Origin of the sequence: Micromonospora sp. NPDC002389, from assembly GCF_040296095.1 — a bacterium.
Lineage (GTDB): Bacteria > Actinomycetota > Actinomycetes > Mycobacteriales > Micromonosporaceae > Micromonospora.
This window is the reverse complement of sequence record NZ_JBEOWP010000023.1, coordinates 22671-49028: the sequence shown is the minus strand read 5'-3', so window position 1 is coordinate 49028 and position 26358 is coordinate 22671. Positions and strand designations below refer to the sequence as shown.

Below are 26358 nucleotides of genomic sequence, written 5' to 3'. Positions count from 1 at the left end.
CTGGTCCGAAGGGGGTCATTCTGCACCAATGGTCACGCCCGAGTCACCGGGTGTCCCCGTTGGTGGCGTGCTGCCGCGACCGCCGGAGGCGTTCGTACACTGGCCCAGTGACCGTACCGCCGCCGATCGTCGCGCCCAGTATCCTCGCCGCCGATTTCGCCCGTCTCGCCGAAGAGGTCCGCGCCGTCGAGGACGCCGCGGACTGGTTGCACGTCGACGTGATGGACAACCACTTCGTGCCGAACCTGACCATCGGGCTACCCGTGGTGCAGAGCCTGCGGGCCGCCACCCGGCTGCCCTTCGACGTACACCTGATGATCGAGGACCCGCAGCGGTGGGCGCCCGGCTACGCCGACGCCGGTGCGTACAACGTGACCTTCCACGCCGAGGCGTGTGACGATCCGGCGGCCCTGGCCAAGGACCTGCGCGCTGCCGGTGCCAAGGCCGGGCTGGCGATCGACCGGGACACCCCGATCGAGCCGTACCTCGACCTGCTGCCGAGCTTCGACACGCTGCTGGTGATGACCATCAAGGCCGGCTTCGGCGGGCAGCGGTTCGTGCCGCAGTTGCTGGACAAGGTCCGGCTCGCGCGGCGGCACGTGGACGCCGGCCATCTCGAACTGCGGATCGAGGTGGACGGGGGGATCGCCGCCGACACCATCGAGCAGGCGGCCGCCGCCGGTGCCGACGCCTTCGTCGCGGGCACCGCGGTCTACGGCGCCGACGACCCGGCCGAGGCGGTACGCCGACTGCGCGCCCTCGCGGAGCGCGCGGCGCCCGGAGCCTGACGTGGAGCCGACCGGGGAACACAAGGACGTGATCCTGGTCGTCGACGACGACCGGGACATCGCCCGATTCGTCGAGGTGAACCTGCGCCTGCACGGCTTCGAGGTGGTGCTCGCCGGTGACGGTCAGGAGGCACTCGAACTGATCGAGCGGCAGCGGCCCGACCTGGCCGTGGTGGACCTGATGATGCCCCGGGTGGACGGGCTGGAGCTGACCCGCCGGTTGCGCGCCGACCCGATGACCGCCGCGCTGCCGGTGATCATGCTGACCGCCAAGGGGATGACCGTGGACAAGGTCCACGGGCTCAGCGCCGGAGCCGACGACTACCTGGTCAAGCCGTTCGACACCGCCGAGCTGGTCGCCCGGGTCAGCTCCACCCTGCGGCGCAACAAGGAGTTCCGCGAGGTCTCCCCGCTGACCGGGCTGCCCGGCAACAGCCGCATCCGACGGGAGATCGCCGACCGGATCCGGGTCGGCTCGGACTACGCCGTCGGGTACATCGACGTCGACCGGTTCAAGAGCGTCAACGACCGGTACGGCTTCTCCCGGGGCGACGGCTTCATCTCCGCGCTGGCCCGCAGCCTGCACCGGGCGGTGATGTCGGTCGCGTTGCCCCCGGCCTTCCTCGGTCACGTCGGCGGCGACGACTTCGTCTTCGTCTGCACCCCGGAACAGGTCCTGCCGCTCACCTCCCGGGTGTCGGCGGACTTCGAGACGGCCGCCGACGCGCTCTACGACCCGACCGACCGGGAACGCGGCTACGTCGAGCTGAAGGACCGGCGGGGCAACATCCGCCGGGCCGCGCTGGTCACGCTCTCCATCGGGGTCTCCGTCTCGGATCGGGACAAACGCCTCACCGACCCCCTGGAGGCGATGACCATCGCCTCGGAGATGAAGACCGTGGCCAAGAGCCAACCCGGCTCGTACGTGGCGGTGGACCGCCGTCGAGGCGTCGCCGATCCCGGTCACCGACATGTGAAGTAGCTCGCCGGGGTGGCGCAGAACCCTGCCAAGCGTGTAAGACTTCCCTCAGTACCCACCACGCGCTGGCGGGACTCGGTGTAATTCCGAACCGGCGGTGATCCACGGTCCGACCGTGGTAAGCCCGCGACCCGGGAGCGGTTCGTCCGCCCGGTGGACCTGGTGAGAATCCGGGGCCGACGGTTGGGGGCGGCAGGTCCGCACCCAGACAGTCCGGATGGGAGACAGCGCGCGGGACGGCACGGGCGTGTGGTTCGCCGGGTTTGCGGCGTCTCCACCGTCTGCCGGGGCGGCTGTGCCGTACCCGGACTGCGCCGCCTGCTCGCGAGTCGATCTTCCTGCCCGCGCGAGCAGAGCGAGAGGGCAGGGCCAGGTGATGGCGAGCGTCTCCGTCGACGAGGCGATGCGTCGCGCGATCGAGCTCGCGGCGCGCGGGCTCGGCACGACCAGTCCGAACCCGGTCGTCGGCTGTGTCCTGCTCGACGCCGACGGCGAGGTGGTCGGCGAGGGCTTCCACGCGTACGCCGGTGGCCCGCACGCCGAGATCGTCGCGTTGGCGCAGGCCGGGCGGCGGGCCAAGGGCGGCACCGCGGTCGTCACCCTGGAACCCTGTGACCACACCGGCCGCACCGGCCCCTGTAGCTCCGCCCTGGTCCAGGCCGGGGTCGCCCGGGTGGTGATCGCGGTGCCGGACCCCAACCCGGTCGCCACCGGCGGCGCGGCCACCTTGCGGGCCGCCGGGGTCCGGGTCGACCTGGGGGTACGCGGCACCGAGGCGGAGAACGGCAACATCGCCTGGCTGACCGCCATGCGCCGGGGCCTGCCCTTCGTCATCTGGAAGTACGCCGCGACACTCGACGGCCGCTCCGCGGCGGCCGACGGCACCAGTATGTGGATCACCTCCGAGGCGGCCCGGATGGACGTGCACGCGCTGCGCGCCACCGTCGACGCGGTGGTCGTCGGTGTCGGCACCGTGCTCGCCGACGACCCCCGGCTCACCGTCCGCAACCTGCGCGACGGCAGTCTCGCCATCCGGCAGCCGCTGCGGGTGGTGGTCGACTCGTCGGGGCGTACCCCGGCCGACGCCACGGTCCGCGACGGCGCGGCCCGGACCTGGATCGCCACCGCCGCCGAGGTGGGCACCGGCCCGGACGGCGGGGTGGACCTGTTCGCGCTGATGGCCGCGCTGCACGGGCGCGGGGTACGCGCCGTGCTGCTGGAGGGCGGCCCGCGACTGGCCGGGGCGTTCCTCGCCGCCGGCCTGGTCGACCGGGTCGTCGGCTACCTCGCTCCCCGGCTGCTCGGCGCCGGGCCCGCCGCTCTGGTCGACGCCGGCGTGAGCACCATCGCCGAGGCCATCGACCTGGAACTCACCGACGTTACGCAGATCGGTCCCGACCTGCGGATCACCGCGCTGCCCCGAAAGAGGGAGGGCTAGGCATGTTCACCGGCATCGTCGAGGAACTGGGCGAGGTCGTCGGGATAACCCCGACGGCACAGGACTCGGCCACGGTCGCCGTACGCGGCCCACTGGTCACCTCCGACGCCCGACACGGCGACTCGATCGCGGTCAACGGCGTCTGCCTGACCGTGGTGGAGGTCGACGGCGGGGTGTTCACCGCCGACGTGATGGGCGAGACGCTGCGGCGTACGGCGTTGGGCGCGCTGCGCGCCGGCGACCCGGTCAACCTGGAACGCGCCGCCGCACTCAACAGCCGCCTCGGCGGCCACCTGGTGCAGGGGCACGTCGACGGGGTGGGCGAGGTGCTCTCCCGGGAACCGGCGCCGCGCTGGGAGACGGTCCGGTTCCGGCTGCCCGCCGCGCTCTCCAAGTACGTGGTGGAGAAGGGGTCGATCACCGTGGACGGGGTGTCCCTGACCGTGGCCGAGGTCGGTGCCGACTGGTTCTCGGTCGGCCTGATCCCCACCACGCTCTCGCTGACCACGCTCGGCGGCCGGACCGTCGGCGACCCGGTCAACCTGGAGACCGACGTCCTGGCCAAGTACGTCGAGCGCCTGCTCGCCGCGCGCACCACGGGAAGCGGGGTGACGGCATGAGCGAGCGTCAGCGAGCGAATCATCGGTGCAGTGTGGCGCTGCCTCATGGCGGCACGGAGCGAAGCGGAGTGACGGCATGACCTTCGACAGTGTGGAAGACGCGCTGGCCGAGATCGCCGCCGGCCGACCGGTCATCGTGACCGACGACGCCGACCGGGAGAACGAGGGCGACCTGATCTTCGCCGCCGAGCTGGCGACCCCGGAGCTGCTCGCGTTCACCGTGCGGCACACCTCCGGCTTCATCTGCGTACCGCTCACCGAGGACGAGTGCGACCGGCTCGACCTGCCGCCCATGCACCACACCAACCAGGACCGGCGGCAGACCGCGTACACGGTGACGGTGGACGCCCGCGAGGGCGTGAGCACCGGTATCTCGGCCGCCGACCGGGCGCACACCATCCGGCTGCTCGCCGACCCGGCCACCGGCCCGACCGACCTGGCCCGGCCCGGGCACGTGGTGCCGCTGCGCGCCCGCACCGGCGGGGTGCTGCGTCGGCCGGGGCACACCGAGGCGGCGGTGGACCTGACCAGGCTGGCCGGGCTGCGTCCGGCCGGCGTGCTCTGCGAGCTGGTCAACGACGACGGCACCATGATGCGGCTGCCGGACCTGGAGAAGTTCCGCGCCGAACACTCGCTGACCCTCATCACCATCGCCGACCTGATCGCCTACCGGCGGCGTACCGAGAAGCAGGTGGAGCTGGTCGCGGACGCGCGGATGCCCACCGAGCACGGGGTGTTCCGGGCGTTGGGCTACCGCAGCGAGTACGACACGGCCGAGCACGTGGCGCTGGTGATCGGCGACATCGGGGACGGGCGCGACGTGCTGGTGCGGGTGCACTCCGAGTGCCTGACCGGGGACGTCTTCGCCTCGGTGCGCTGCGACTGCGGGCCGCAGCTCAACGCCGCGCTGGAGCGGGTGGCCCGGGAGGGCCGGGGCGTGGTCCTCTACGTGCGTGGTCACGAGGGGCGCGGCATCGGCCTGCTGCACAAGCTCCAGGCGTACCAGTTGCAGGACCAGGGCCGGGACACCGTCGACGCGAACCTCGACCTGGGCCTGCCGGCCGACGCCCGGGACTACGGCACCGGCGCGCAGATCCTCTACGACCTCGGGGTCCGCACGATGCGGCTGCTGACCAACAACCCGGCCAAGCGGGCCGGGCTGGAGGGCTACGGGCTCACCGTGACCGGCCGCGAGGGCCTGCCGGTGCGCCCGCACCCGGAGAACGTGCGCTACCTGCGCACCAAGCGGGACCGGATGGGGCACCTGCTCGACCTGGACGAGGTGTCGGAGGCCCCGATGGGTCGCCCGGTCGCCGGCAAAGAGATCGGAGCGTAGCGGAGATGGCGGGTTTCGGCGAGCCGGGGACGACCCCGGTCGACGCGTCCGGGATGACCGTGGGAGTGGTCGCCGCCCGGTGGCACGGTGAGCTGACCGACCACATGCTGGAGCGGGCGGTCGCCGCCGCGCAGGCGTGCGGCGCGCGGGCCGTGACGGCCCGGGTGGCCGGTTCGGTGGAGCTGCCGGTGGTGGCGCAGGCGTTGGCCCGCCGCTGTGACGTGGTGGTGGCGCTCGGCGTGGTGATCCGTGGCGCGACCGCGCACTTCGACTACGTCTGCCGCTCGGTCACCGACGGGCTGACCCGGATCGCGCTGGACGAGGGCAAGCCGGTGGCGCACGGCGTGCTCACCGTCGACACCATCGAGCAGGCCCGCGACCGGGCCGGTCTGCCCGGCTCCGCCGAGGACAAGGGCTGGGCGGCCACCGTCGCCGCGCTCGACGCGGCGCTGGCCGTCCGGCAGGTCGCCACCGCCGGCAACCAGCGCGTCGGCTTCGGCGCCTGACCGCCCGTCACCGCTCCATCGACGGAAGGGTGCGCGGGGCGCACTGGCTGACGGCTGGAACCAGGGCATGTCCGGGCAGTGTCTCGTTCTGCGACGTCGGCAGCACGGACATCACGGGCCGCCCCCAAGCGGACCCCGGTCACCGCCTCGCGGATGTGAACCTTGGACAGTTCCCGTTAGCGCGTAACGGAAGTTGTCCAAGATCTTGAGCTGATCCGACAGCGAGGCAGGCGTGCCGAGATTCTTGGGTTCCTGAACGGCGGGGGAGCCGGGCAGATCGCATGGACGCAGGTCCCGGCATCTGACCTACGACCAGTTCCTGCTTGCGGCGGCGCTCACCCGGGCGCGTCGGCACCGGCCGAGGTGGAACCACGCTGAGGCGGGTGACGTGTCGGTGTGGTCGGGATCTGCCGTGTCGGGTGCGATATCGGGTGCCCGTCAATCGGGGCCACTGGCCGGGGGAGGGGTCGTGACGGCGCACGGGCCGGTGGTGCCGATCTGGACGTGTGCGGGGTGTGGTGCGCCGATAACCGGGGCGTAAGAGGGCTCCCCACCGGCGCGGACAGCAGGTGAGGTCGATCGGCGGGCACGAGGCCGACTATCGGGCTCCCCATTCGACGACGCCGGTGAGGTCGTCTGTCGCCCGGTTGATGGATAGCCACGAGCCGCCGGGCGGTGCCTGCATTCGCCAGTCGCCGCCTCGCCAGAGCAGCGTCAGCGACAGCACGTGGTAGCGCGCGGTGCCGGCCGACGGTGCGCGGAGCACAAGTCCGATCACGGCGGTGTCCGGCGTGTATGACTGGTAGCTGAAGCCAGCGATCTGGCTCATTGCACCTGGGTCGGCCGGGGCGCTGTCTTCGGCCTCCAGTACAGCGAGCAACCTGTCCCGGTCAGCGCTGGGCACGAACTGCTGCTCGATGGTCGGCCTCCAGTACTCCTCACTGAGTGAGTAGCTGGATCGCGCAATGATCTGCGCGGCTGCGATCAGTGCGCCTTCGGGGGTGTGCGTGAAGTCAGAGGCTGTCGTACGGGTGAACTGCATCGGGCCGGCGGCGCTGACCGGCACCGCGTGCGGGCCGACGAGTTCCCACCGGACGCCGTCGGGCGCGGCCGTGGGGACGGCGGTGGGTAACGCCTGATCGGGTGTGCTCGCGGCGGCTGGTGGCGGTGCGCCGCCGACAGGACCAGGATCATCGTCACCCGCGCCGAGGATGGCGATCGCCAGCCCGACCAGAATGATGAGCGCGACGAGGGCGGCTGCGGCGATGAGACCGCCTCGGGTTGACGGCGGGTGCTCGGCAGAGTCCGGTGATGCCGGTCCGGGAGGCATGTCAGTCCCCTCGGGCCAGGCGGCGAAGATCCGCGGCCGCGCAGTTACCACCCGTCACCTGATGCCTCCCCCGCATACCAAGGTCACCGACGAGAACGAGACAGTAGCACCGTGTTCCCCGGTTAGTGGGTCCCGCTGGTGGCACCGGCGGTGCTACCAGCGGTGCTAGGCTCGGGGCATGACCGCGAAGCGTTCCATCAGCGTCCCGGACGACGTCGCGCAGTGGCTCGACGGTCAGCCCAACGCCAGTGCCGCCATCACTGCGGCCGTCCGCGCGCAGATGGCCGGCGCCCAGCTCGACGAGGTGCTGAGCAGGGCGGGCATCGAGGTCACCGAAGCCGGCAAGGCCCGCTGGCGTGACCGCCTCGCCACCCCGATCCCCGACGAGGCCTTGGCCGAGGGGCGGCGCCTGCTCGACGAGGCCGCGTGAGCGGCGACCAGGTCGCTGTCGTCCTGGACGCCAGCGCGCTCGCCGCGTACGTCGACGGGCAGGTGTCCGTCGGCGAGCTGATCGCCGAAGTGGCCGACGAAGGCCGCACGGTCGGCGTGCCGGCTGCCTGCCTCGCCGCCGCGTACGCCGCCACCAGCAGCGAGGTCAGCGCCGCCCTGCTCACGCTGCTGACCACCACTCCGACTGTCACCGTGCTGCCCCTCGGGGCTGAGCCCGGGATCGACGACGCCCGCCAGGTCGGCGTCCTGGCCCGCGCCGCAGGCGGCGACGTCGCCCTCGGCCACGCCGCCCGCACCGCCCTCGCTCACCAGGCTCACCTGGCCACCACTGCCCCCGAGCCGGCCGCCACCGTCCTGCCCACCGGATGGAGCATTCTCGACCTCGGCAAGGCGTAGCCGCCTCGCGCGTAGTGCCGCTCGTCGCCGGGGACCGCGTCCGGGTCCCCGGCGACGGCGGCTCAGGCCTCTTCCTCGTCCGGGTCGAACTGCTCCCGGACGGCCTGCTCGACCGTCCGCGCGCCCAGCGTGGTGACCACCTGGTTCCGGACCGTGCAGCCGGCCCAATAGGCACCGGTGGGCTGCGAGCCCGAGATGCTCATGTAGTCGCCGTCCCACTTCGCGACGTCCTTGTTGACGGATTCGAGGTCGGCCTCGCTCTTGAGGACGTGCGGGATACCGTTCTTGCTGATGTACATGAAGTCCGTCGGCATATAGATCGTCACGTCGTTCACCCCGGCGGCGGCCAGCAGCGTGCCCAGCGTGGTGACGTCGTGCCCGGTGTGGCAGACGAGGAACCAGAGCGTACGGCCGCTGATGCCGGCCGGGGTGAACTTCGCCGTGACGTCCTGCACGAACTCGTCCAGCCAGCGCCCGCCGACCCAGGGCCGGTCCTCGTTGTGCCGGTCGTCGAGCGCGTAGCCGGAGTGGGCGAGGACGAGCACCGGCTCGCCGGGTGCGAGCGGGGGTGCGAGCGGGGTCTGCATCTCGGCGACCTTGCTGTTGAGCACGTCCCGGGCGACGTGCGCCGCGACCGCCTCGTTGGCCCGGAGGCGCTTGAGGTCGGCCGCGAACACGCGACTCAGCTTGCTCTTGCTCTCGATGATCCAGATCACCAGGAGGTCTCCCGTCGGTGAGGGGTGTCGCCCCAGGATGGGGCACCCCCGGTGACCGTCCTGTCCGCGATCCGTTACCGATCAGTCGGGAACTGGTCGTGAGCGGCCATCGCCTCCTGCCGGTCGGCTTCCTCGCGCAGGATGGCGCAGTGCAGCCACGCCTCCGGGATGGCGAAGCCGTCGACAAGCGTGCGCATCTGCGGACGCAGCTCCTTGAGCAGGCTGTTCACCACTGCGGTGATCGCCTTGGCGCGGGCCGGGGTGAGTCGGCCGTGCTCCAGGAACCATCCCTTGTGGGCCTCGATGACGCTGAGGGCGTACAGGTCGCAGACGCGGGAGAGCAGGGCCGCGACGGCCGGGTCGCTGGTGGCTTCGATGCCGGCGACGAACGCCTCCAGCGTCACCCGGTCGATGTGCGCGGAGGCGACGGTGAGGACGTGGTCCTGCACGTCGTTGAAGATGTCGAAGGGCCGGTCCCGCTTGGTGCTCGCGCCGTTGCGCAGCCGCCGGACCGCGCCGTCGAGCAGGTGCTTCTCGCGGTCCTCGAAGACGCTGAGCTGCCAACCCCGGTCGGTGACGGCGACCTCCTCGCCCCGGCCGGGTACGGCGCTGACGAGCCGCTCGATGAGCGCCCGCGCGGCGGTACGCTCCAGCACCATCTCGCGGACCTGCTCGGCGACGAAGGACGCCCGCCCCCAGCCGTCCAACGAACCGAACTCGTCCTTGTAGCCGGTGAGCAGCCCCTTGGCCACCAGTTGCAGCAGGACCGTGTTGTCGCCCTCGAACGTGGTGAAGACGTCGGTGTCGGCCTTGAGGCTGGGCAGCCGGTTCTCGGCCAGGTAGCCGGCGCCGCCGCACGCCTCGCGGCACATCTGGATGGTCCGGGTGGCGTGCCAGGTCTGCGCGGCCTTGAGGCCGGCGGCCCGCGACTCCAACTCCCGCTGCCGGTGCTCGTCGACCGGCTCGTCGCCGCCCTGCACCTCGTGGATCGCGGCGACCAACTCGGCCTGGGCGAAGTGCAGCGCGTACGTGGTCGCCAGGGCGGGCAGCAGCTTGCGCTGGTGGGCCAGGTAGTCGTTGAGCAACACCTCACGGTCGGCGTCGGGGGTGCCGAACTGGCGACGCACGTCGCCGTAGCGGACCGCGATGGTCAGCGCCGACTTGGTCGCCGCCGCTGCCGCGCCGCCCACGCTCACCCGGCCCCGGACCAGGGTGCCGAGCATGGTGAAGAAGCGCCGGGAGTCGTCGGCGATCGGGCTGGCGTAGGTGCCGTCCGCGGCGACCTGGCCGTAACGGTCCAGCAGCATGTCGCGCGGCACCCGGACGTGGTCGAAGCTGAGTCGCCCGTTGTCCACGCCGAGCAGCCCGGCCTTGGGCCCGGCGTCGCCGATCGTCACGCCGGGCATCGGGTTGCCGTCCGCGTCGCGGATCGGCACCAACCAGGCGTGTACGCCGTGCCGCTGCCCGCCGGTCACGAGCTGCGCGAAGACCACCGCCATCCGACCGTCCCGGGCGGCGTTGCCGATGTAGTCCTTGCGGGCGGCCTGATGCGGGGTGTGCAGGTCGAAGGTCTGCGTCTCCGGGTCGTACGTGCAGGTGGTGCGCAGTTGCTGGACGTCCGAGCCGTGACCGGTCTCGGTCATCGCGAAGCAGCCGAGCAGATCACCGGCGACGATGTCCCGCAGGTGGGCGTCGTGGTGTCGACGGGTGCCGAGCGCCAGCACCGCCCCGCCGAACAGACCCCACTGCACGCCCGCCTTGACCATCAGCGAGAGGTCGACCTGCGCCAGCATCTCGCTGGCCACGACCGAGGCGCCGACGTCGCCGCGCCCCCCGTACTCGGTGGGGAAGGACGCCGCCATGCCCAGCTCGGCGGGCAGCTCGGTGAGCAGTCGACTGATCCGCTCCCGGGCCTGGTCGCCGCTCTCCCCGTAGACGGGGAGGAAACGGTCGTCGAGTTTGTCCCGGTGCGCGTCGCGGACCTCGGCCCACGGCCCGTCGAGGACCTTCCGCAGGTGGGCGACGTCGACGGGGTCGGACACGGAACGGGGCACGGCTACCTCAACTGACGTCGTCATGGTCGGTTTGTACCCAATCAAGGGTACAAACCTGCCGGTCAGTGCAGGTGACCGTCGTCACGATGCCCGGAGCGGACGCCGCTCAGCCCGGCAGACGACCGGCTTCGATGATCCGGGCCAGGAACTGCCGGGTACGCGGCTGCGTGGGCGCGCCGAACACCTGGGCCGGCGGGCCCGACTCGACCACCCGGCCGCCGTCGAGGAAGCAGACCTCGTCGGCCACGTCCCGGGCGAAGCTCATCTCGTGCGTGGCCAGCACCATGGTCATGCCGTCGGCCTTGAGGTCGCGGATCATCGTGAGCACCTCGCCGACCAGCTCCGGGTCGAGCGCCGAGGTCACCTCGTCGAGCAGCAGCAGCCGGGGCGAGTTGGCCAGCGCCCGCACGATCGCCACCCGCTGCTGCTGGCCGCCGGAGAGCCGATCCGGGTACGCGTCGGCCCGGTCGCCGAGCCCCACCCGGTCCAGCAGCTCCCGGGCGTGCGTCTCGGCGTCGGCCCGGGACCGCCCGTGCACCCGACGCGGGGCCAGGGTCACGTTGTCCAGCACGCTCAGATGCGGGAAGAGGTTGTACGCCTGGAAGACCATGCCGATGCGGCGGCGTACCCGGTCCGGGTCCACGCCCGGAGCGGTGATCTCCTCGCCGTCCAGCTCGATCGTCCCGTCGTGCAGCTCCTCCAACAGGTTGACGCAGCGCAGCAGCGTCGACTTGCCGGAGCCGGAGGCCCCGATCAACGCCACCACCCGGTGTTCGGCCACGGTCAGGTCGAGCGAGTCCAGCACCACCCGGCCACCGAACTCCTTGCGTAGCCCCCGACACCGCAACACGTCCACGGTCAGCCTCCGGACTGGCGTCGGGCCGCCCGCAACGTCACCTGGTCGGTGACCGCGATCAGCGGGATGGCGAGAAGCACGAACAGCACCCCGGCCACGATGTACGGCGTGTAGTTGAACGTCTGCGCGGTGGCGATCTGTGCCGCTCGTACCGCGTCGATCGGCCCGGCCAGAGAGACCAGCCCGACGTCCTTCTGCAACGCCACCACGTCGTTGAGCAGCGGCGGCGCCACCCGCCGGACCGCCTGCGGCAGCACCACGTGCCGCATCGTCTGCCGATAGGTCAGCCCCAGCGAGCGGGCCGCCGCGAGCTGGCTGGGATGCACCGACTCGATGCCGGCGCGGAACACCTCGGCCAGGTATCCGCCGTAGGTGAGCACCAGCGCCAACCCGCCCAGCACCAGTACCGGCGGCATGCCCTGCAGGCGCAGTCCCGGCATGCCGAGGGTGAGCACGTACAGCACGATGATCAGAGGCAGGCCACGGAACGTGTACGTGTACCCGGCCGCGAGCGCCCGGATCGGGAAGAACACCGGCCCGCGCAGCGTCCGCAGGACGGCGATCAGCAACCCGAGCAGCAGCGCGCCGATCGCGCAGCAGACCAGCAACCGGACGTTGAGCCAGAGCCCGGCGAGCACCCGGGGCAACGCGTCCCGGGCGATCTCCGGGTCGAGGAACGATTCGCGTACCCGGTCCCAGCCCGGCGCCCCGGTCACCGCGACCGCCAGCAGCGTGCCGATCACCGCCGTGGAGGCGGCGGCGACCAGCACGCTCAGCACGGTCTGCCGACGGCGGTACGCGTCCCGGGCCCGCTGCGCGGGCGACGGATCGTGGTGGGTGAGAGTGCTCACGTGAGTTCGGGTGCACCCGCCACCTGGGCGAGCCACTGCTGCTCCAACTGCTTCAGCACACCGTCACCGGCGAGCTGACCGACCGCCCCGCTGACGCAGCCGGTCAGCGGGGAGTCCTTGTCCAGCAGCAGCCCGAACGCCTCCGGCGAACCCACCTGCGGGAACTGCCCGACGATCACCGCGTCGTCGATCTCGGCCGAGGTGATGTAGAACGCGGTCGGCAGGTCCACCACCAACCCGTCGATCTGCCCGTTCTGCAGCGCCTTCTTGGCGTCGTCGTTGCTGTTGTAGACCTGCGGCTCGACCGTCGGCTTCACCAGGTCGGTGATCGCCTGGTAGCTGGTCGTGCCGACCTGGGCGCCGAGTTTGGCGTCGCGCAGGTCGGCCAGCGTCTTCTTACCCGCGATCTTGGAGGACTTCAGCGTGATGACCGACTGCCGCACCAGGTAGTACGGCGCCGAGAAGTCCACCGCCCGCTTGCGTTCGTCGGTGATGGAGAACTGGTTGATGTCGAAGTCGAACTCCTTCGGCCCGGGCGCGACGGCGGTCTCGAACTTGACCCGGGTCCAGACCACGTCCGCGCGGGCGTACCCGAGCTTCTCGGCCACCGCGTACGCCACGGCGGACTCGAAGCCCTCCCCGTTGTCCGGCTTGTCGTCGACGAACCACGGCTGGTACGCGGGCTCGTCGGTGGCGATGGTGAGCTTGCCCGGCGTGCGGGTGACCAGGCTCTCCTTGTCGCACGCGGCGGACGCGGTGGGCTGGGGGGCGGGTGCGGATTCGGGCGCGCAGGCGCTGACCGCGAGCAGGACCGAGCCGGCGGCCGCGAGCGCGAGGATGCGAGGAGTGCTGACCATGGCGCACAGCGTACGACCTGCATCGGCGGACGTCGAAGGGGTGTCCCACCATGTCGGTAGGGAATTCCGGTCCCGCCCAGCGGTCGGCACCGACCCGTCCTCACGGCGACCGAGGGCGACTGAGAGAATCCGATTCCGTGAAGACGTTCGAGGAGTTGTTCGCCGAGCTGCAGGCCAAGGCCGCCGCCGGCACCCCGGGCTCCGGCACGGTCGCCGCGCTGGAGAAGGGCGTGCACTTCATCGGCAAGAAGGTCGTCGAGGAGGCGGCCGAGTCGTGGATGGCCGCCGAGCACGAGGGGCCCGAGCGCACCGCCGAGGAGATCTCCCAACTGCTCTACCAGGTCCAGGTGCTGATGCTGGCCAGCGGTCTCGACCTGAAGGACGTCTACCGACATCTGTGAGTGCCCCGCCGTCGACCTCAACCCGATCGAAGGAGCACTCCGTCATGCTGCGTGTCGCCGTACCCAACAAGGGCGCCCTGGCCGAATCCGCCGCCAAGATGCTGCGCGAGGCGGGCTACCGCCAGCGCACCGACCCGAAGGACCTGGTCTGCCGGGACGAACCCAACGACATCGAGTTCTTCTACCTGCGCCCGAAGGACATCGCCACCTACGTCGGCTCCGGTGACCTGGACGTCGGCATCACCGGCCGGGATCTGCTGATCGACTCCGGCGCGCCGGCCGAGGAGATCGTCGACCTGAACTTCGGCCGGGCCACCTTCCGCTTCGCCGCCCGGCCCGACGACGTCGACGACGTCCGGGAACTCGGTGGGCACCGGATCGCCACCGCGTACCCGGGGCTGGTCGAGCGGCACCTGACCGAGCTGGGCGTCAAGGCCGACGTGATCCGACTCGACGGCGCGGTGGAGAACGCCATCCGACTCGGTGTCGCCGACGTGGTCGCCGACGTGGTCGAGACCGGCGCCACGCTGCGCCAGGCCGGGCTGGTGGTCTTCGGCGAGCCGCTGCTGCGCTCGTCGGCGGTGCTGGTCCGCCGGGTCGGCGCCGACGCGCACCCGCAGGCCGAGCAGTTGCTGCGCCGGCTGCACGGGGTGCTGGTGGCCCGCCGCTACGTGATGCTCGCCTACGACGTACCGGCCGGACTCCTGGACCGGGCCAGCTCGCTGACCCCCGGCATCGAGTCGCCGACCGTCTCCCCGCTGCACCGCGAGGGCTGGGTCGCGGTGCAGGCCATGGTGCTCCGCGACGACGTACACCAGATCATGGACGAGCTCTACGACCTCGGCGCCCGGGCGATCCTGGTCACCAACATCCACGCCTGCCGGCTGTGAGGCCGCGCCCGACGGCGCTCGCGCTCGCCCTGGTCACCCTCGGCGGCGTCGCGTCGGCGGCGCAGGGCGCGGTCAACGCCGAGCTGGGGCAGCAGACCGGCAACGCCACCCTGGGTGCGGTCGTCAACAACCTCGGCGGCTGCCTGCTGGTCCTGCTCGGGCTGCTGGCGCTGCCGTCCATGCGGACCGGGCTCGTCGCGCTGCGGCGGGCCCGGCTGCCCTGGTGGTCGTACCTGGGCGGGCTGGGCGGCGCGGCCATCGTGGTGCTCGCCGCCTACGCCGTGCCGGTGCTCGGCGTCGCGGTCTTCACCATCGCCCAGGTCGCCGGCAGCAGCCTCGGCGGGCTGGCCTCGGACCGCGCCGGCCTGGCCCCGGTGGGCCGGCTGCCGCTCACCGCGCCCCGCATCGCCGGGGCACTGCTCGGGGTGGCCGCGGTGGCCCTGGCCCAGACCGGCCGACCCATCGGTGACCTGGCCGTCGGCGTGCTCCTGCTCGCCGTGCTCGGCGGTGTCGCCGTGGCGTTGCAGGCCGCGCTCAACGGCCGGATCTCCGCCGCCGGTTCGGCCGCCGCCGGAGTCGCGGTCAACTTCGTCGTCAGTACGCCGGTGGTGCTGCTCGTCGCCGCGCTGGCCGGTGCCTTCACCGGCCCCTCCATCAGCTGGCCGAGCGGTTGGCACCTCTACACCGGCGGGCTGCTCGGCGTCGGCATCGTCGCCGCCCTGGTGATCGGCGTCCGCGCGGCCGGCGTCCTGCGCACCGGCCTGGCCCTGGTCGGCGGCCAACTCGTCGGCGCCCTGCTGCTGGACGTGCTGCTGCCGCAGGGCCCCGGCGCCCGCCTACCGGTCCTGGCCGGCGCCGTGCTCACCCTGCTCGCCGTGCTGGTCGCCAGTCGCGGCCCCCGCGCCGCCACCGCCCCGGCCACCGGTACCCCACCACCACCCCCGGTCCCGCCGCCGTCCTCGGTCCCGCCTGCCTCGTCGGTCCCGCCGCCGTCCTCGGTCCCGCCTGCCTCGTCGGTCCCACCTGTCTCCTCGGTCCCACCTGTGTCCCCGTCCCCATCTGCGTCGCCGGTCCCGCCGCAGTCCGGTCCGTCGGTGCCGGAGCGGTTGCCGTCAGGCCCGCTGTCGGCCGGCCCGCCCTCGGTCGAGGGCGCCGTCGCCGGGACCGGAACCGACGGGGAGGACGGTGCGGTCCGTGTGGCGCCGGACGACGCGCCGGGACCGGATGGCAAACTGGGGACATGAGTGAGCGGGAGGACGCGACGCAGGTCAGTGCCGGCACGAGCGAACGCGACCCGGCGGCCGGCACCGACCGGGTCCGCCTGCAACCGCGCCGCATCCGGATGGTCTGCTGGATCTCGGCGGCCGTACTGGTCGTCGTGTTCGCCCTGATCGCCACCACGCTGACCGGCCCCACCGGCAACGGCTACGGCACCTTCCAGCGCGGCGACCAGTTCGCCATGATCGGGCTTGGCGTCCTCTTCGCCCTCGGCACGCTGCTGTTCACCCGCCCCCGGGTCGAGGCCGACGCCCACCGCATCCGGGTCCGCAACATCATCGGCTCGTACGAGCTGCCCTGGGAGGTCGTACGCGGCGTCCGCTTCGACCGGGGCGCACCGTGGGCGGCCCTGGAGCTCTACGACGACGACCTGCTGCCGGTGGTCGCCCTCCAGGCCGCCGACAAGCAGCTCGCCGTCGACGGCGTCCGTGCCCTGCGCCGTCTGCACCAGGCGCACCTGACCGCCGTCACTGAACGCGCCACCCGCTGACCCGCCCCCAGCCGGCCGCCAGTCAACTCGGGCTGATCGTCGCTTCCTGACCCTGGCCATCGCCACACTGGTCGACCCACACCGGTCGACCCTCGCTGGTCGACCCTCGCTGGTCGCTCACGCCTGGCGCGGCGTGCCTGTTGCCGGTCGCTGTCGCACCGGCCGAACCCCTGCCTGCGGCCGGTCGATGTCACGCTGAGTCGCCTTCGCCGCTGCACTCCTACGTGTGGTCGGCGCCCTGTCGAGCTGACGGCACGAACGGATCGCCACGGGTTCGGCCCGCAGTGATGGCGTCGACGGTTCAGCTCGACAGTGCGCGGACCGAACCACTACCCGTCGCGCCGGACGACAGACCATCAGCACGGACGGGTGGACCAGCACGGACGGGTGGACCAGCACGGACGGGTGGACCGGCAAAGGCGGGTGGGACCAGCCCGGGCGGGGTGCAACACCGCAGGCGGGCAGGGACGGAACGGGCCGGGGCAGGAGTGGGGGCGGGCAGGGACGGGGAGAGCGAGCGCAGGGGTGTTCGGGGAAGCGGCGGGTCGGTTTGGGGTCCCGGTTACCCACGGTGTAGTGTGGTCGAGTCGACCAGGCTGTCCGCGTTGCGCGGGCGGCCATGAAAGTGGGGCGCCTGCTCCCACCCGAGTCGCCGAGTGCGGCGGCCGGGTCCGGTCTCCGGTTCCGGGCATGTCCCGGGCCGGGATGCGCGATCCTGTGATCGTGCCGACCGGTCGAGCGGGCCCTGGCATGCGCCGGGGCCTTCTGCTTTCCGGGTCGGTTCCCAACCGGGAGCCACCGGGTCGGCCACGCATGAAGAACCGACTCGAGGAGGCCCCATCAGCGTCGAACCACGCGTGAACGAGCAGATCCGGGCACGTGAGGTCCGACTGGTCGGCCCCGAGGGTGAGCAGGTGGGCATCGTCCCGCTGGAGCGCGCCCTTCAGCTGGCCGCGGACGTCGATCTGGACCTGGTCGAGGTTGCGCCCATGGCGCGTCCGCCGGTGTGCAAGCTCATGGACTTCGGCAAGTTCAAGTACGAGAGCGCACTCAAGGCGCGCGAAGCGCGGCGTAACCAGCAGCAGACCGTCATCAAGGAGATGAAGCTCCGGCCGAAGATCGATCCGCACGACTACGAGACCAAGAAGGGTCACGTGGTGCGGTTCCTCAAGGCCGGCGACAAGGTCAAGGTGACGATCATGTTCCGCGGTCGCGAACAGAGTCGCCCGGAGCTGGGTTACCGGCTCCTGCGTCGGCTGGAGAGCGAGATCTCGGAGCTGGGGTACGTCGAGGCCGCTCCGAAGCAGGACGGTCGAAACATGATCATGGTGCTCGCGCCGCACCGCGCCACCAAGGCCGCCGCGGTCGCCGCGGTCGCCTCCCGGGGCGGGGCGCCCCGGGACCGGGCAGCGGAGGATTCCGCCGCGCCGGAGGCCGGCGAGACCGCAGCAGCCGGTGACACCGGCACCGTCGCCGACAACAGCGGCGAGTAACAGGGGAGAAGACGTTCCACATGCCGAAGATGAAGAGCCACACGGGGACGGGCAAGCGGGTCCGCGTGACCGGTAAGGGCAAGATCATGAAGCAGCAGGCCGGTCTGCGCCACAACCTGGAGAAGAAGCCCTCCACCCGTACCCGGCGGCTGACGGGCCTGGTCGAGGTCGCCAAGTCCGACGTCAAGCGCCTCAAGAAGCTGCTCGGCCGCTGACGCGCGCCAACCTGAGTCCAAGAAGGAGTTGAGATGGCACGCGTCAAGCGGGCTGTGAACGCCCAGAAGAAGCGCCGTACCCTGCTGGAGACCGCGAGTGGCTACCGCGGTCAGCGCTCCCGGCTGTACCGCAAGGCCAAGGAGCAGGTGCTGCACTCGATGCAGTACGCCTACCGGGACCGTCGCGACCGCAAGGGCGACTTCCGGCAGCTGTGGATCCAGCGGATCAACGCGGGTGCCCGTGCCAACGGGATGACCTACAACCGCCTGATCCAGGGCCTGCGCCTGGCCGGCATCGAGGTCGACCGCAAGATCCTGGCCGACATGGCGGTCCACGACGCTCCGGCGTTCGCGGCGATCGTCGAGCTGGCCCGGGCCGCGGTCAAGGCCGAGGGCACCGGCGGCGCGCCGGCTCAGGCCGCCTGATCCCCGCACAACGCAGTGAGGCGTCCCCACGACCGGGGGCGCCTCGCGCGTGTGTGGTGAGGACGACATGACCTTCACGCCGCGTACCCCCCGGGTGGTCGCCGCCCGCCGGCTCCAACGCCGCCGGGACCGCGAGGCCACCGGCCGGTTCCTGGCCGAGGGGCCGCAGGCGGTCCGCGAGGCACTGGCCCGTCCGCGTACGGTGCGGGAGCTGTTCGGCACCCCGGCCGCCCTCGACCGGTACGCCGACCTCGCGGCAGCCGCCGCCCGGGACGACGTACCCGTCTCCGAGGTGACCGAGGAGGCGCTCGCCGCGCTCGCCGAGACCGTCGCACCGCAGGGACTGGTCGCCGTCTGCGAGCACGTCGACGTACCGCTGGAGACCGCCCTGGCCCGAGGCCCGCGCCTGGTCGCCGTACTCGCCGGCATCCGTGACCCGGGCAACGCCGGCACCGTGCTGCGGACCGCCGACGCGGCCGGGGCCGCCGTGGTGGTCTTCGCCGGGGAGGCGGTCGACCCGTACAACGGCAAGTGTGTCCGGTCCTCGGCCGGCAGCCTGTTCCACGTCGACGTGGTCCGCGAACGCGACCCCGCCGAGGTGGTCTTCGCGGCGCGGTCCGCCGGGCTGACCGTGTTCGCCGCCACCGGGCACGGCGCCGACGACCTCGACGACCTGGCCGACGCCGGTCGGCTCGCCGCGCCCACCGCCTGGCTGTTCGGCTCCGAGGCGCACGGCCTGCCCGCCGAACTGGTCGAGGCTGCCGACGCCCGGGTCCGGGTGCCGCTGCACGGGCGTGCCGAGAGCCTCAACCTGGCTGCGGCTGCGGCGGTCTGCCTGTACGCTTCGGCGAGAGCGCAGCGCTGACCTCACACCCCACAAGGAGAGCGGCCCCCATGGTGAACGCGATACGGCGTTCCTTTAGCCAGCCCGCCGGTGTCGGCGGGCGGCGGGCCTGACCTGCTCCCCACGCGACTCCCACCGGCGGGCTGCGGCGCAGCCGCGCGTCCGTAGACTCGCTTCGCCGCCCGTGAGGGCCGGCACCGCCGTGAGGGAGTGCCCGTACGCCATGAGCTACCGCAACGATCCGTACGACCCGAAGCAGGTCGCCCTGCTCGACCCGGCCGCCCTGGCCGAGGCCGTGACCGAGGCCGAGAAGGCGTTCGCCGCCGCCGGTGACCCCGACGCGCTGGCCGCGGTGCGCCCGGCGCACCTCGGTGACCGCGCCCCGGTGTCGCTGGCCCGCCGGGAGATCGGCGCGCTGCCGCCGGCCGCCAAGTCCGACGCCGGCAAGCGGGTCAACGAGGCCCGTCGTGCCATCGAGCAGGCCCACGCCGCCCGCGCCGAGGTGCTGGAGCGCGAACAGGCCGAGCGGGTGCTGGTGGAGGAGCGCGTCGACGTGACGCTGCCCCACGACCGGCGGCCGCGTGGCTCCCGGCACCCGATCAGCCTGCTGACCGAGCAGATCAGCGATCTGTTCGTCGGGATGGGCTACGAGGTGGCCGAGGGACCCGAGGTCGAGTTGGAGTGGACCAACTTCGACGCGTTGAACATCGGGCCGGACCACCCGGCGCGCGGCCTGATGGACACCTTCCACATCGCACCCGCCGAGGAGTCCGGGCTGGTCCTGCGGACCCACACCTCGCCGGTGCAGGCGCGGACCATGCTGACCCGCAAGCCGCCGATCTATGTGGTCGTGCCCGGCCGGGTCTACCGCACCGACGAGTTGGACGCCACCCACGCGCCCGTCTTCCACCAGGTCGAGGGCCTGGTGGTGGACAAGGGCATCACCATGGCCCACCTGCGCGGCACCCTGGACCACTTCGCCCGGGCTATGTTCGGCGAGGGTGCGCGGACCCGCTTCCGGCCGCACTACTTCCCGTTCACCGAGCCGTCGGCCGAGTTCGACGTCTGGTTCCCGGAGCACCGCGACGGCCCCCGCTGGGTGGAGTGGGGCGGCTGCGGCATGGTCAACCCGCGGGTGCTGCGCGCCTGCGGCATCGACCCGGAGGTCTACTCGGGGTTCGCCTTCGGCATGGGCATCGACCGCACGGTGATGTTCCGGCACGGGGTCAGCGACATGCGGGACATGGCCGAAGGCGACGTGCGGTTCACCCGCGCGTTCGGGGCCGGGGTGTAGGGCGACGGGTACGAGTCACGGAGACGGTGGTCACAAGTCATGCGAGTTTCTGTCAGTTGGCTGCGGGAGTACGTCGACCTCCCGGCCGACCTGCCCGCCGCCGACCTGGAGCGGGCCCTGGTCGACCTCGGTATCGAGGTCGAGTCGATCGTGGACCTGGCCGACACGGTCCAGGGGGCGCTGGTGGTCGGTGAGGTCCTCGAGATCGAGGAGCTGACCGGGTTCAAGAAGCCGATCCGGTTCTGCCGGGTCGACGTCGGCGCCGCCAACGGCACCGGCGAGCCGCAGGAGATCGTCTGCGGAGCGCGAAACTTCGCCCCGGGCGACCGGGTGGTGGTGATCCTGCCCGGCGGTGTCCTGCCGGGTGGCTTCGCCATCGGCGCCCGCAAGACGTACGGGCGCAACTCCAACGGCATGATCTGCTCGGAGCGCGAGCTGGGCCTCGGCGACGACCACGACGGCATCGTGGTGCTGCCCGAGGGCACCGCCGCCAAGCCCGGCGACGACGCCCGACCGGTGGTCGGCCTCGACGACGTCGTGGTGGAGGTGGAGATCACCCCGGACCGGGGCTACCAGATGTCGCTGCGGGGGCTGGCCCGCGAGTTGGCGCTGGCCCTCGGGGTCGGCTTCCGGGACCCCGGTCTGGTCCCGGCGCCGGCCGGCACGGAGGCACCGGCGTACCCGGTCGAGGTCCGGGACACGGTCGGCTGCGACCGGTTCGCGGCCCGGCTGGTACGTGGCGTGGACCCGACCGCGCCGAGCCCCGACTGGATGCAGCGGCGGCTCACCGTCGCCGGCATCCGCACAATCTCGCTGCCGGTGGACATCACCAACTACGTGATGCTGGAACTCGGCCAGCCGATGCACGCCTTCGACGCGGACCGGATCACCGGCGCGCTGGTGGTCCGACGGGCCGAAGCGGGCGAGAAGCTGACCACGCTCGACGGGGTGACCCGGGCGCTGGCGCCGGAGGACATGGTCATCTGCGACACCGGGGCGCCGAATCCGCTCGCCGGTGAGGGCGTGCCGATCTCGCTCGCGGCCGTGATGGGCGGCGAGACCAGCGAGGTCGTGCCCGGCACCGTCAACGTGCTGTTCGAGGCCGCACACTGGGACCCGGTGATGGTCGGGCGCACCGCCCGCCGGCACAAGTTGTTCAGCGAGGCCGCGAAGCGCTGGGAGCGGGGCGTGGACCCGGCCCTTCCGCTGGTCGCGCTGGAGCGGGCGGTGCGGCTGCTCACCGAGCACGCGGGCGGCACCGTCGCCGACGAGGTGCTGGACATCGACCACGTCGCACCGCGTACGCCGGTGGTGCTGCCGGTCGACCTGCCCACCCGACGGGTCGGCGTGGAGTATTCACCGGCCCGGGTGGTGGCCCTGCTGGAGCAGGTCGGGTGCACCGTCGCCCGGGGCGCCGACCGGCTCGCCGAGGACGCGGGCGAGGTGGGTGCCGTCGCCGGTGTCGAGGCGCTCAGCGTCACCCCGCCGACCTGGCGGCCCGACCTGACCGATCCGGCCGACCTGGTCGAGGAGGTGGCCCGCCTCGACGGGTACGACAAGGTGCCGTCGGTGCTGCCGACCGCGCCGCCCGGGCGGGGGTTGACCGCGCGGCAGCGTCGTCACCGCGCGGTGTGCCGCTCGCTCGCCGAACGCGGCTTCGTTGAGGTGCTGGCGCACCCGTTCGTGGCGACCGAGCTGGCCGACCAGCTCGGGCTGCCCGCCGACGACCCGCGTCGACAGGCGGTCCGGCTCGCCAACCCGCTGTCCGAGGAGGAGCCGCTGCTGCGGACCGCGCTGCTCGGTCCGCTGCTCGGCATCGTCCGCCGCAATCTGGGCCGTGGTCTGCGGGATCTGGCGCTCTTCGAGACCGGCACGGTGTTCCGGGCGCGTCCGGGTGCCGGACGTCCGCCGGTGATGGGCGTCGACCGGCGTCCCACCGACGAGGAGTTCGCCGCCGCCGACGCGGTCGTCCCGGACCAGCCCCGGCACGTCGCGGTCGTGCTGACCGGCGACGTCGAGCCGGCCGGCTGGTGGGGTGCGGGCCGGTCCGCCGGCTGGGCGGACGCGGTCGAGGCGGGTCGGGCGGTGCTCGCCGCCGCCGGGGTGCCGCAGCACGCCGTCGAGGTACGGGCCGCCGAGTACGCCCCCTGGCATCCCGGCCGGTGCGCCGCGTTGCTGGTGGACGGCACGGTGGTCGGCCACGCCGGTGAACTGCACCCGACGGTGCTCGCCACGCTGGAACTGCCCCGCCGGACCAGCGCCATGGAGCTGGACCTGGACGCGCTGCCGGAGGCGCCGGTGGCGCTCGCGCCGACGGTGTCCGGCTTCCCGCCGGCGCTGATCGACGTGGCGCTGGTGGTGGACGAGTCGGTCCCGGCGGAGTCGGTGCGGCAGGCCCTCACCGAGGGCGCCGGTGACCTGCTGGAATCAGTGCGGCTGTTCGACGTGTACGCCTCCGACCAGTTGGGCGCGGGCCGCAAGTCGTTGGCGTACAAGCTGACCTTCCGCGCACCCGACCGGACGCTGACCGTCGAGGAGGCGGTCGCCGCCCGGGACGCCGCGGTGGCCCGTGCCGCCGAGCGCTTCCAGGCGACCCTGCGCGGCGCCTGACGAAGATGTAAGGAAGGGTCCCCTCCTAACGCCTCGTGCATAGGAGGGGACCCTTCCTAACATCCCGGGCGGAGATCGGCCGAAAGGCTGGCATCGATGGCTGTTTGGTTACCCGCGAGTCACGTCCGAGCGGTTAGCCTGCTTGGATTCCGCGCACCGAGGCCGATCGCCCCCGCCACCCCCACGGGAGTCCCCTCATGTCCGACGAGCCACCCTCCGCGGTCGACGTCTGCATAGTCGGTGGTTGTGGCCGGGTCGGCCTACCACTGGGCATCGCCTTCGCCGCCCGTGGGCTCTCCGTCGTGCTGTACGACCTCAACGCCGACGCGGTGGACACCGTCAACGCCGCCACGTTGCCGTTCGCCGAGGCGGGTGCCGCCGCACCGCTGGCCGAAGCGGTCGCCACCGGTCGTCTCCGGGCCACCACCGACCCGGCGGCGGTGGGCGTCTCCGAGCATCTGGTGGTCGTCGTGGGGACCCCGGTCGACGAGCACCTCAACCCGGATCTCGGCGCCGTGCCCCGGGCTCTTGAGCGGTGCGCCGAGCACCTGCGGGACGGGCAGCTCGTCGTGCTGCGCAGCACCGTCTATCCGGGCGTGACCGCGTTGACCGAGAAGCTGCTGGCCGCCAAGGGTGTGCACGCCGACGTCGCCTTCTGCCCGGAGCGGATCGCCGAGGGCCATGCGATGACCGAGCTGTTCGCGCTGCCGCAGATCGTCGCCGCGCGTACGCCGGAGGCACAGGCTCGGGCGGAGCGGTTGTTCCGGCACCTCACCGACCGGATCGTGCCGTTGCAGCCGGAGGAGGCGGAGCTGGCGAAGTTGTTCACCAACACGTGGCGCTACATCAAGTTCGCCACCGCCAACCAGTTCTGGATGATGGCCAACGACGTCGGGCTCGACTTCGCCCGGATCCGGCACGCGGTGGCGTACGACTACCCGCGCGCGGCGGACCTGCCGATGCCGGGGTTCGCCGCCGGACCGTGCCTGTTCAAGGACACCATGCAGTTGGCCGCGTTCAACCGGAACAATTTCGTACTCGGCCACTCGGCGATGCTGATCAACGAGGGGCTGCCGCTGTACCTGGTGTCCCGGTTGGAGGACCGCTTCGACCTGGCCGCCTCGACGGTGGGCATCCTCGGGATGGCGTTCAAGGGCGGCAGCGACGACCCTCGGGAGAGCCTGGCGTACAAGCTGCGCAAGATCCTGGCGTTGAAGACCCGGGAGACGCTGTGCACCGACCCGTACGTGGTCGACGAGCGCTTCCTCGACCTGGACGAGGTGCTGCGCCGGTCGGATCTCCTGGTGATCGCGGCACCGCACGAACAGTACGCCCGCCTCGACACCGACCGACCGGTGATCGACATGTGGGGCCTGACCGGGCAGGGGGTGCGGGTGTGAACCCGCGCGTCTCGGTGATCGTGCCGGTCTACGACGAGGGCGAGGCGATCGTCCGCTGCCTGGAACGGATGCTGCGGGAGCTGATGCTCCCCGCCGAGGTGCTCATCGTGCACGACCAGCCCGAGGACACCACGGTGCCGTACGTCGAGCAGATCGCGCGGACCGATCCTCGGGTGCGGGCGGTGCGCAATACCTACGGCCGGGGACCGGCCAACGCGATCCGGTTCGGCATCGACGCGGCCCGGGCGCCGGTCGTGGTGGTGACGATGGCCGACGGCTGTGACGACCCTCGGCAGATCGACGAGTTGGCCCGGCTGGTGGACCGTGGGGTGGTGGTCGCGGCGGCGTCCCGCTACATGCCGGGCGGCCAGCAGGTCGGCGGTCCACGGTTGAAGCGGATCATGTCCCGCTGGGCGGGCCGGAGCCTCTACACCTTCGCCCGGGTCGGCACCCGGGACGCCACCAACAGCTTCAAGGCGTACGACACCGCGTTCGTGCGGGAGGTCGGTATCGAGTCGCGGACCGGCTTCGAGATCGGGCTGGAGTTGACCGCCAAGGCGACCCGGCTGCGGCTGCCGGTGGCGGAGATCCCGACGATCTGGCTGGACCGGCCGCTCGGCGAGTCCCACTTCGACCTGGGGCGCTTCCTGCCGGGCTACCTGCGTTGGTACTTCTTCTCCTACGGTCGACGGTTGAGCCGGGAGAAGCTGGCCGCCCGGCGCGGTCCGGCGGTCGTGGCGGCCTCGCGCGGCACCGAGTACGACAAGCGTGGCACCGAGTACGAGAAGACGGCTTAGGAGCGTACGTGGCGAAGGTCCTGGTAACCGGTTCGGCCGGCTTCATCGGCGGCTACCTGGTCTCCGAGTTGCTCGATCGCGGGCACGAGGTGGTGGGGATCGACGACTTCTCGAAGTACGGGCCGGTCACCCACAGCTACGACGCGCACCCGCGCTTCCGGTTCGTCGAGGGCGACGCGCGCGACGTCGACCTGCTCACCGACCTGCTCGACGGCTGCGATCACCTGATCGCCGGTGCGGCGATGATCGGCGGGATCTCCTACTTCCACGCGTACGCCTACGACCTGCTCGCCACCAACGAACGGATCATGGCGGCCACCTGCGACGCGGCGATCCGGGCACATCGGGAGGGACGGCTGACCAAGGTCACCTACCTCTCCTCCTCGATGGTGTTCGAGTCGACCGCGCACTGGCCGAGCCGGGAGGGCGACGAGCGTCGGATCCCGCCGCCGCTGTCCTCGTACGGCTTCCAGAAGCTGGCCGTGGAGTACTACGCCCGGGCCGCCTGGGAGCAGTACCGGTTGCCGTACACGATCGTGCGGCCGTTCAACTGCGTGGGGGTGGGGGAGGGGCGGGCCCTGGGCCAGGCCGAGGTGCTCTCCGGCAACGTGAAGCTGGCCATGTCGCACGTGGTGCCCGACCTGGTGCAGAAGATCGTCAAGGGGCAGGACCCGCTGCACATCCTCGGCGAGGGCGACCAGGTGCGGCACTACACCTACGGCGGGGACCTGGCGCGGGGCATCGCGCTCGCCGTCGAGCACCCGGCCGCGCGCAACGAGGACTTCAACCTCTCCACCACGCGGTCGACCACTGTCCTGGAGTTGGCCGAGCTGATCTGGCACAAGATCAAGGGACCGGACGTGCCGTTCCGCCACGTCAGTGACGACCCCTTCGAGTACGACGTGCGCAAGCGCGTGCCGGACACCACCAAGGCCGCCGAGGTGCTCGGTTTCACGGCCACCACCTCGCTGGACGAGATGCTCGACGAGGTCATCCCGTGGGTGACCCGGGCGGTGGCCGAGGGGCGTCTCTGAGGTCCCGAA

Annotated in this window: 27 protein-coding genes and 1 riboswitch; of the genes, 21 read left to right on the top strand and 6 right to left on the bottom strand. The window is 72.0% G+C overall.

Features of this window, described 5'->3' with window-relative positions; translation table 11 throughout:
* Positions 1-107 precede the first annotated feature (107 nt).
* The 6 genes from rpe to ribH all read left to right on the top strand — a co-directional run bounded on the left by rpe (position 108) and on the right by ribH (position 5667).
* A complete protein-coding gene (rpe, locus tag ABT008_RS28535; RefSeq protein ID WP_350700120.1) occupies positions 108-788 on the top strand; it encodes a ribulose-phosphate 3-epimerase in 681 nt (226 codons plus the stop codon).
* A gap of 1 nt (position 789) precedes the next feature.
* Positions 790-1770 carry a GGDEF domain-containing response regulator gene (locus tag ABT008_RS28530; RefSeq protein WP_350700118.1) on the top strand — a complete coding sequence of 327 codons (981 nt, stop codon included), beginning with the start codon at positions 790-792 and terminating at the stop codon, positions 1768-1770.
* 57 nt (positions 1771-1827) lie between these two features.
* Positions 1828-2000, top strand: a riboswitch (FMN riboswitch).
* 143 nt (positions 2001-2143) lie between these two features.
* Positions 2144-3205, top strand: a complete 1062-nt coding sequence (ribD, locus tag ABT008_RS28525; RefSeq protein WP_350700116.1) for a bifunctional diaminohydroxyphosphoribosylaminopyrimidine deaminase/5-amino-6-(5-phosphoribosylamino)uracil reductase RibD — start codon at positions 2144-2146, stop codon at positions 3203-3205.
* Positions 3206-3207: 2 nt separating this feature from the next.
* Positions 3208-3825, top strand: coding sequence for a riboflavin synthase (locus tag ABT008_RS28520; RefSeq protein WP_350700114.1), 618 nt, complete (start codon positions 3208-3210; stop codon positions 3823-3825).
* Between the two features lie 76 nt (positions 3826-3901).
* On the top strand, positions 3902-5161 hold the full coding sequence (locus ABT008_RS28515; RefSeq protein WP_350700113.1) for a bifunctional 3,4-dihydroxy-2-butanone-4-phosphate synthase/GTP cyclohydrolase II: 1260 nt from the start codon (positions 3902-3904) through the stop codon (positions 5159-5161).
* Between the two features lie 5 nt (positions 5162-5166).
* Positions 5167-5667 (top strand): 6,7-dimethyl-8-ribityllumazine synthase, encoded by a 501-nt coding sequence (gene ribH, locus ABT008_RS28510; RefSeq protein ID WP_176093313.1) that lies wholly within the window; start codon positions 5167-5169, stop codon positions 5665-5667.
* A gap of 598 nt (positions 5668-6265) precedes the next feature.
* Here the strand turns inward: ribH and ABT008_RS28505 are convergent.
* Positions 6266-6997, bottom strand: coding sequence for a DUF8175 domain-containg protein (locus ABT008_RS28505; protein ID WP_350700111.1), 732 nt, complete (start codon positions 6995-6997; stop codon positions 6266-6268).
* A 178-nt stretch (positions 6998-7175) separates the two neighbouring features.
* Between ABT008_RS28505 and ABT008_RS28500 the strand changes: the two genes are divergently transcribed.
* Positions 7176-7427, top strand: a complete 252-nt coding sequence (locus ABT008_RS28500; protein ID WP_350700110.1) for a hypothetical protein — start codon at positions 7176-7178, stop codon at positions 7425-7427.
* Positions 7424-7843, top strand: coding sequence for a hypothetical protein (locus tag ABT008_RS28495; protein ID WP_350700108.1), 420 nt, complete (start codon positions 7424-7426; stop codon positions 7841-7843). Before ABT008_RS28500 ends, ABT008_RS28495 begins: the two co-directional genes overlap by 4 nt.
* A gap of 62 nt (positions 7844-7905) precedes the next feature.
* Here the strand turns inward: ABT008_RS28495 and ABT008_RS28490 are convergent, their stop codons facing one another.
* From ABT008_RS28490 to ABT008_RS28470, 5 genes are all read right to left on the bottom strand, one after another.
* On the bottom strand, positions 7906-8559 hold the full coding sequence (locus tag ABT008_RS28490) for a hypothetical protein (RefSeq protein WP_350700107.1): 654 nt from the start codon (positions 8557-8559) through the stop codon (positions 7906-7908).
* A 74-nt stretch (positions 8560-8633) separates the two neighbouring features.
* On the bottom strand, positions 8634-10637 hold the full coding sequence (locus ABT008_RS28485; protein WP_350700105.1) for an acyl-CoA dehydrogenase family protein: 2004 nt from the start codon (positions 10635-10637) through the stop codon (positions 8634-8636).
* An 82-nt stretch (positions 10638-10719) separates the two neighbouring features.
* Positions 10720-11469: an amino acid ABC transporter ATP-binding protein gene (locus ABT008_RS28480; RefSeq protein ID WP_350700104.1), complete on the bottom strand. Its 750-nt coding sequence runs from the start codon at positions 11467-11469 to the stop codon at positions 10720-10722.
* Between the two features lie 2 nt (positions 11470-11471).
* Entirely contained in the window at positions 11472-12320 is an 849-nt protein-coding gene (locus tag ABT008_RS28475) for an amino acid ABC transporter permease (RefSeq protein ID WP_350700102.1), read from the bottom strand.
* Entirely contained in the window at positions 12317-13177 is an 861-nt protein-coding gene (locus ABT008_RS28470) for an ABC transporter substrate-binding protein (protein ID WP_350700100.1), read from the bottom strand. Before ABT008_RS28470 ends, ABT008_RS28475 begins: the two co-directional genes overlap by 4 nt.
* 137 nt (positions 13178-13314) lie before the next feature.
* Here ABT008_RS28470 and ABT008_RS28465 point away from each other — a divergent pair, with 137 nt between their 5' ends.
* The 13 genes from ABT008_RS28465 (at position 13315) to ABT008_RS28405 (ending at position 26349) form a co-directional block, all read left to right on the top strand.
* The gene (locus tag ABT008_RS28465) at positions 13315-13578 is read left to right on the top strand and encodes a phosphoribosyl-ATP diphosphatase (protein WP_088947482.1); all 264 of its coding nucleotides are present in this window, start codon (positions 13315-13317) and stop codon (positions 13576-13578) included.
* A gap of 44 nt (positions 13579-13622) precedes the next feature.
* Positions 13623-14468, top strand: coding sequence for an ATP phosphoribosyltransferase (hisG, locus tag ABT008_RS28460; protein WP_350700098.1), 846 nt, complete (start codon positions 13623-13625; stop codon positions 14466-14468).
* On the top strand, positions 14465-15712 hold the full coding sequence (locus ABT008_RS28455; RefSeq protein ID WP_350700097.1) for a DMT family transporter: 1248 nt from the start codon (positions 14465-14467) through the stop codon (positions 15710-15712). The genes hisG and ABT008_RS28455 overlap by 4 nt, the downstream gene beginning before the upstream one ends.
* Before the next feature lie 98 nt (positions 15713-15810).
* Positions 15811-16236 (top strand): PH domain-containing protein, encoded by a 426-nt coding sequence (locus tag ABT008_RS28450; RefSeq protein ID WP_350700138.1) that lies wholly within the window; start codon positions 15811-15813, stop codon positions 16234-16236.
* Positions 16237-17093: 857 nt separating this feature from the next.
* A complete protein-coding gene (gene infC / locus ABT008_RS28445) occupies positions 17094-17729 on the top strand; it encodes a translation initiation factor IF-3 (RefSeq protein WP_350700095.1) in 636 nt (211 codons plus the stop codon).
* 20 nt (positions 17730-17749) lie between these two features.
* Complete coding sequence (gene rpmI, locus ABT008_RS28440) at positions 17750-17944, top strand: 50S ribosomal protein L35 (protein ID WP_350700093.1); 195 nt, start codon at positions 17750-17752, stop codon at positions 17942-17944.
* Between the two features lie 33 nt (positions 17945-17977).
* On the top strand, positions 17978-18370 hold the full coding sequence (rplT, locus tag ABT008_RS28435) for a 50S ribosomal protein L20 (protein WP_117230164.1): 393 nt from the start codon (positions 17978-17980) through the stop codon (positions 18368-18370).
* A 67-nt stretch (positions 18371-18437) separates the two neighbouring features.
* Positions 18438-19235: a TrmH family RNA methyltransferase gene (locus tag ABT008_RS28430; RefSeq protein WP_350700091.1), complete on the top strand. Its 798-nt coding sequence runs from the start codon at positions 18438-18440 to the stop codon at positions 19233-19235.
* Between the two features lie 202 nt (positions 19236-19437).
* Entirely contained in the window at positions 19438-20508 is a 1071-nt protein-coding gene (gene pheS, locus ABT008_RS28425; RefSeq protein ID WP_350700089.1) for a phenylalanine--tRNA ligase subunit alpha, read from the top strand.
* Between the two features lie 39 nt (positions 20509-20547).
* A complete protein-coding gene (gene pheT, locus ABT008_RS28420; RefSeq protein WP_350700087.1) occupies positions 20548-23118 on the top strand; it encodes a phenylalanine--tRNA ligase subunit beta in 2571 nt (856 codons plus the stop codon).
* A gap of 197 nt (positions 23119-23315) precedes the next feature.
* On the top strand, positions 23316-24518 hold the full coding sequence (locus ABT008_RS28415; protein WP_350700085.1) for a nucleotide sugar dehydrogenase: 1203 nt from the start codon (positions 23316-23318) through the stop codon (positions 24516-24518).
* Positions 24515-25315: a glycosyltransferase family 2 protein gene (locus ABT008_RS28410; protein ID WP_350700083.1), complete on the top strand. Its 801-nt coding sequence runs from the start codon at positions 24515-24517 to the stop codon at positions 25313-25315. Before ABT008_RS28415 ends, ABT008_RS28410 begins: the two co-directional genes overlap by 4 nt.
* A gap of 8 nt (positions 25316-25323) precedes the next feature.
* Positions 25324-26349, top strand: coding sequence for an NAD-dependent epimerase/dehydratase family protein (locus ABT008_RS28405; RefSeq protein WP_350700081.1), 1026 nt, complete (start codon positions 25324-25326; stop codon positions 26347-26349).
* The last annotated feature ends 9 nt before the right edge of the window (positions 26350-26358 follow it).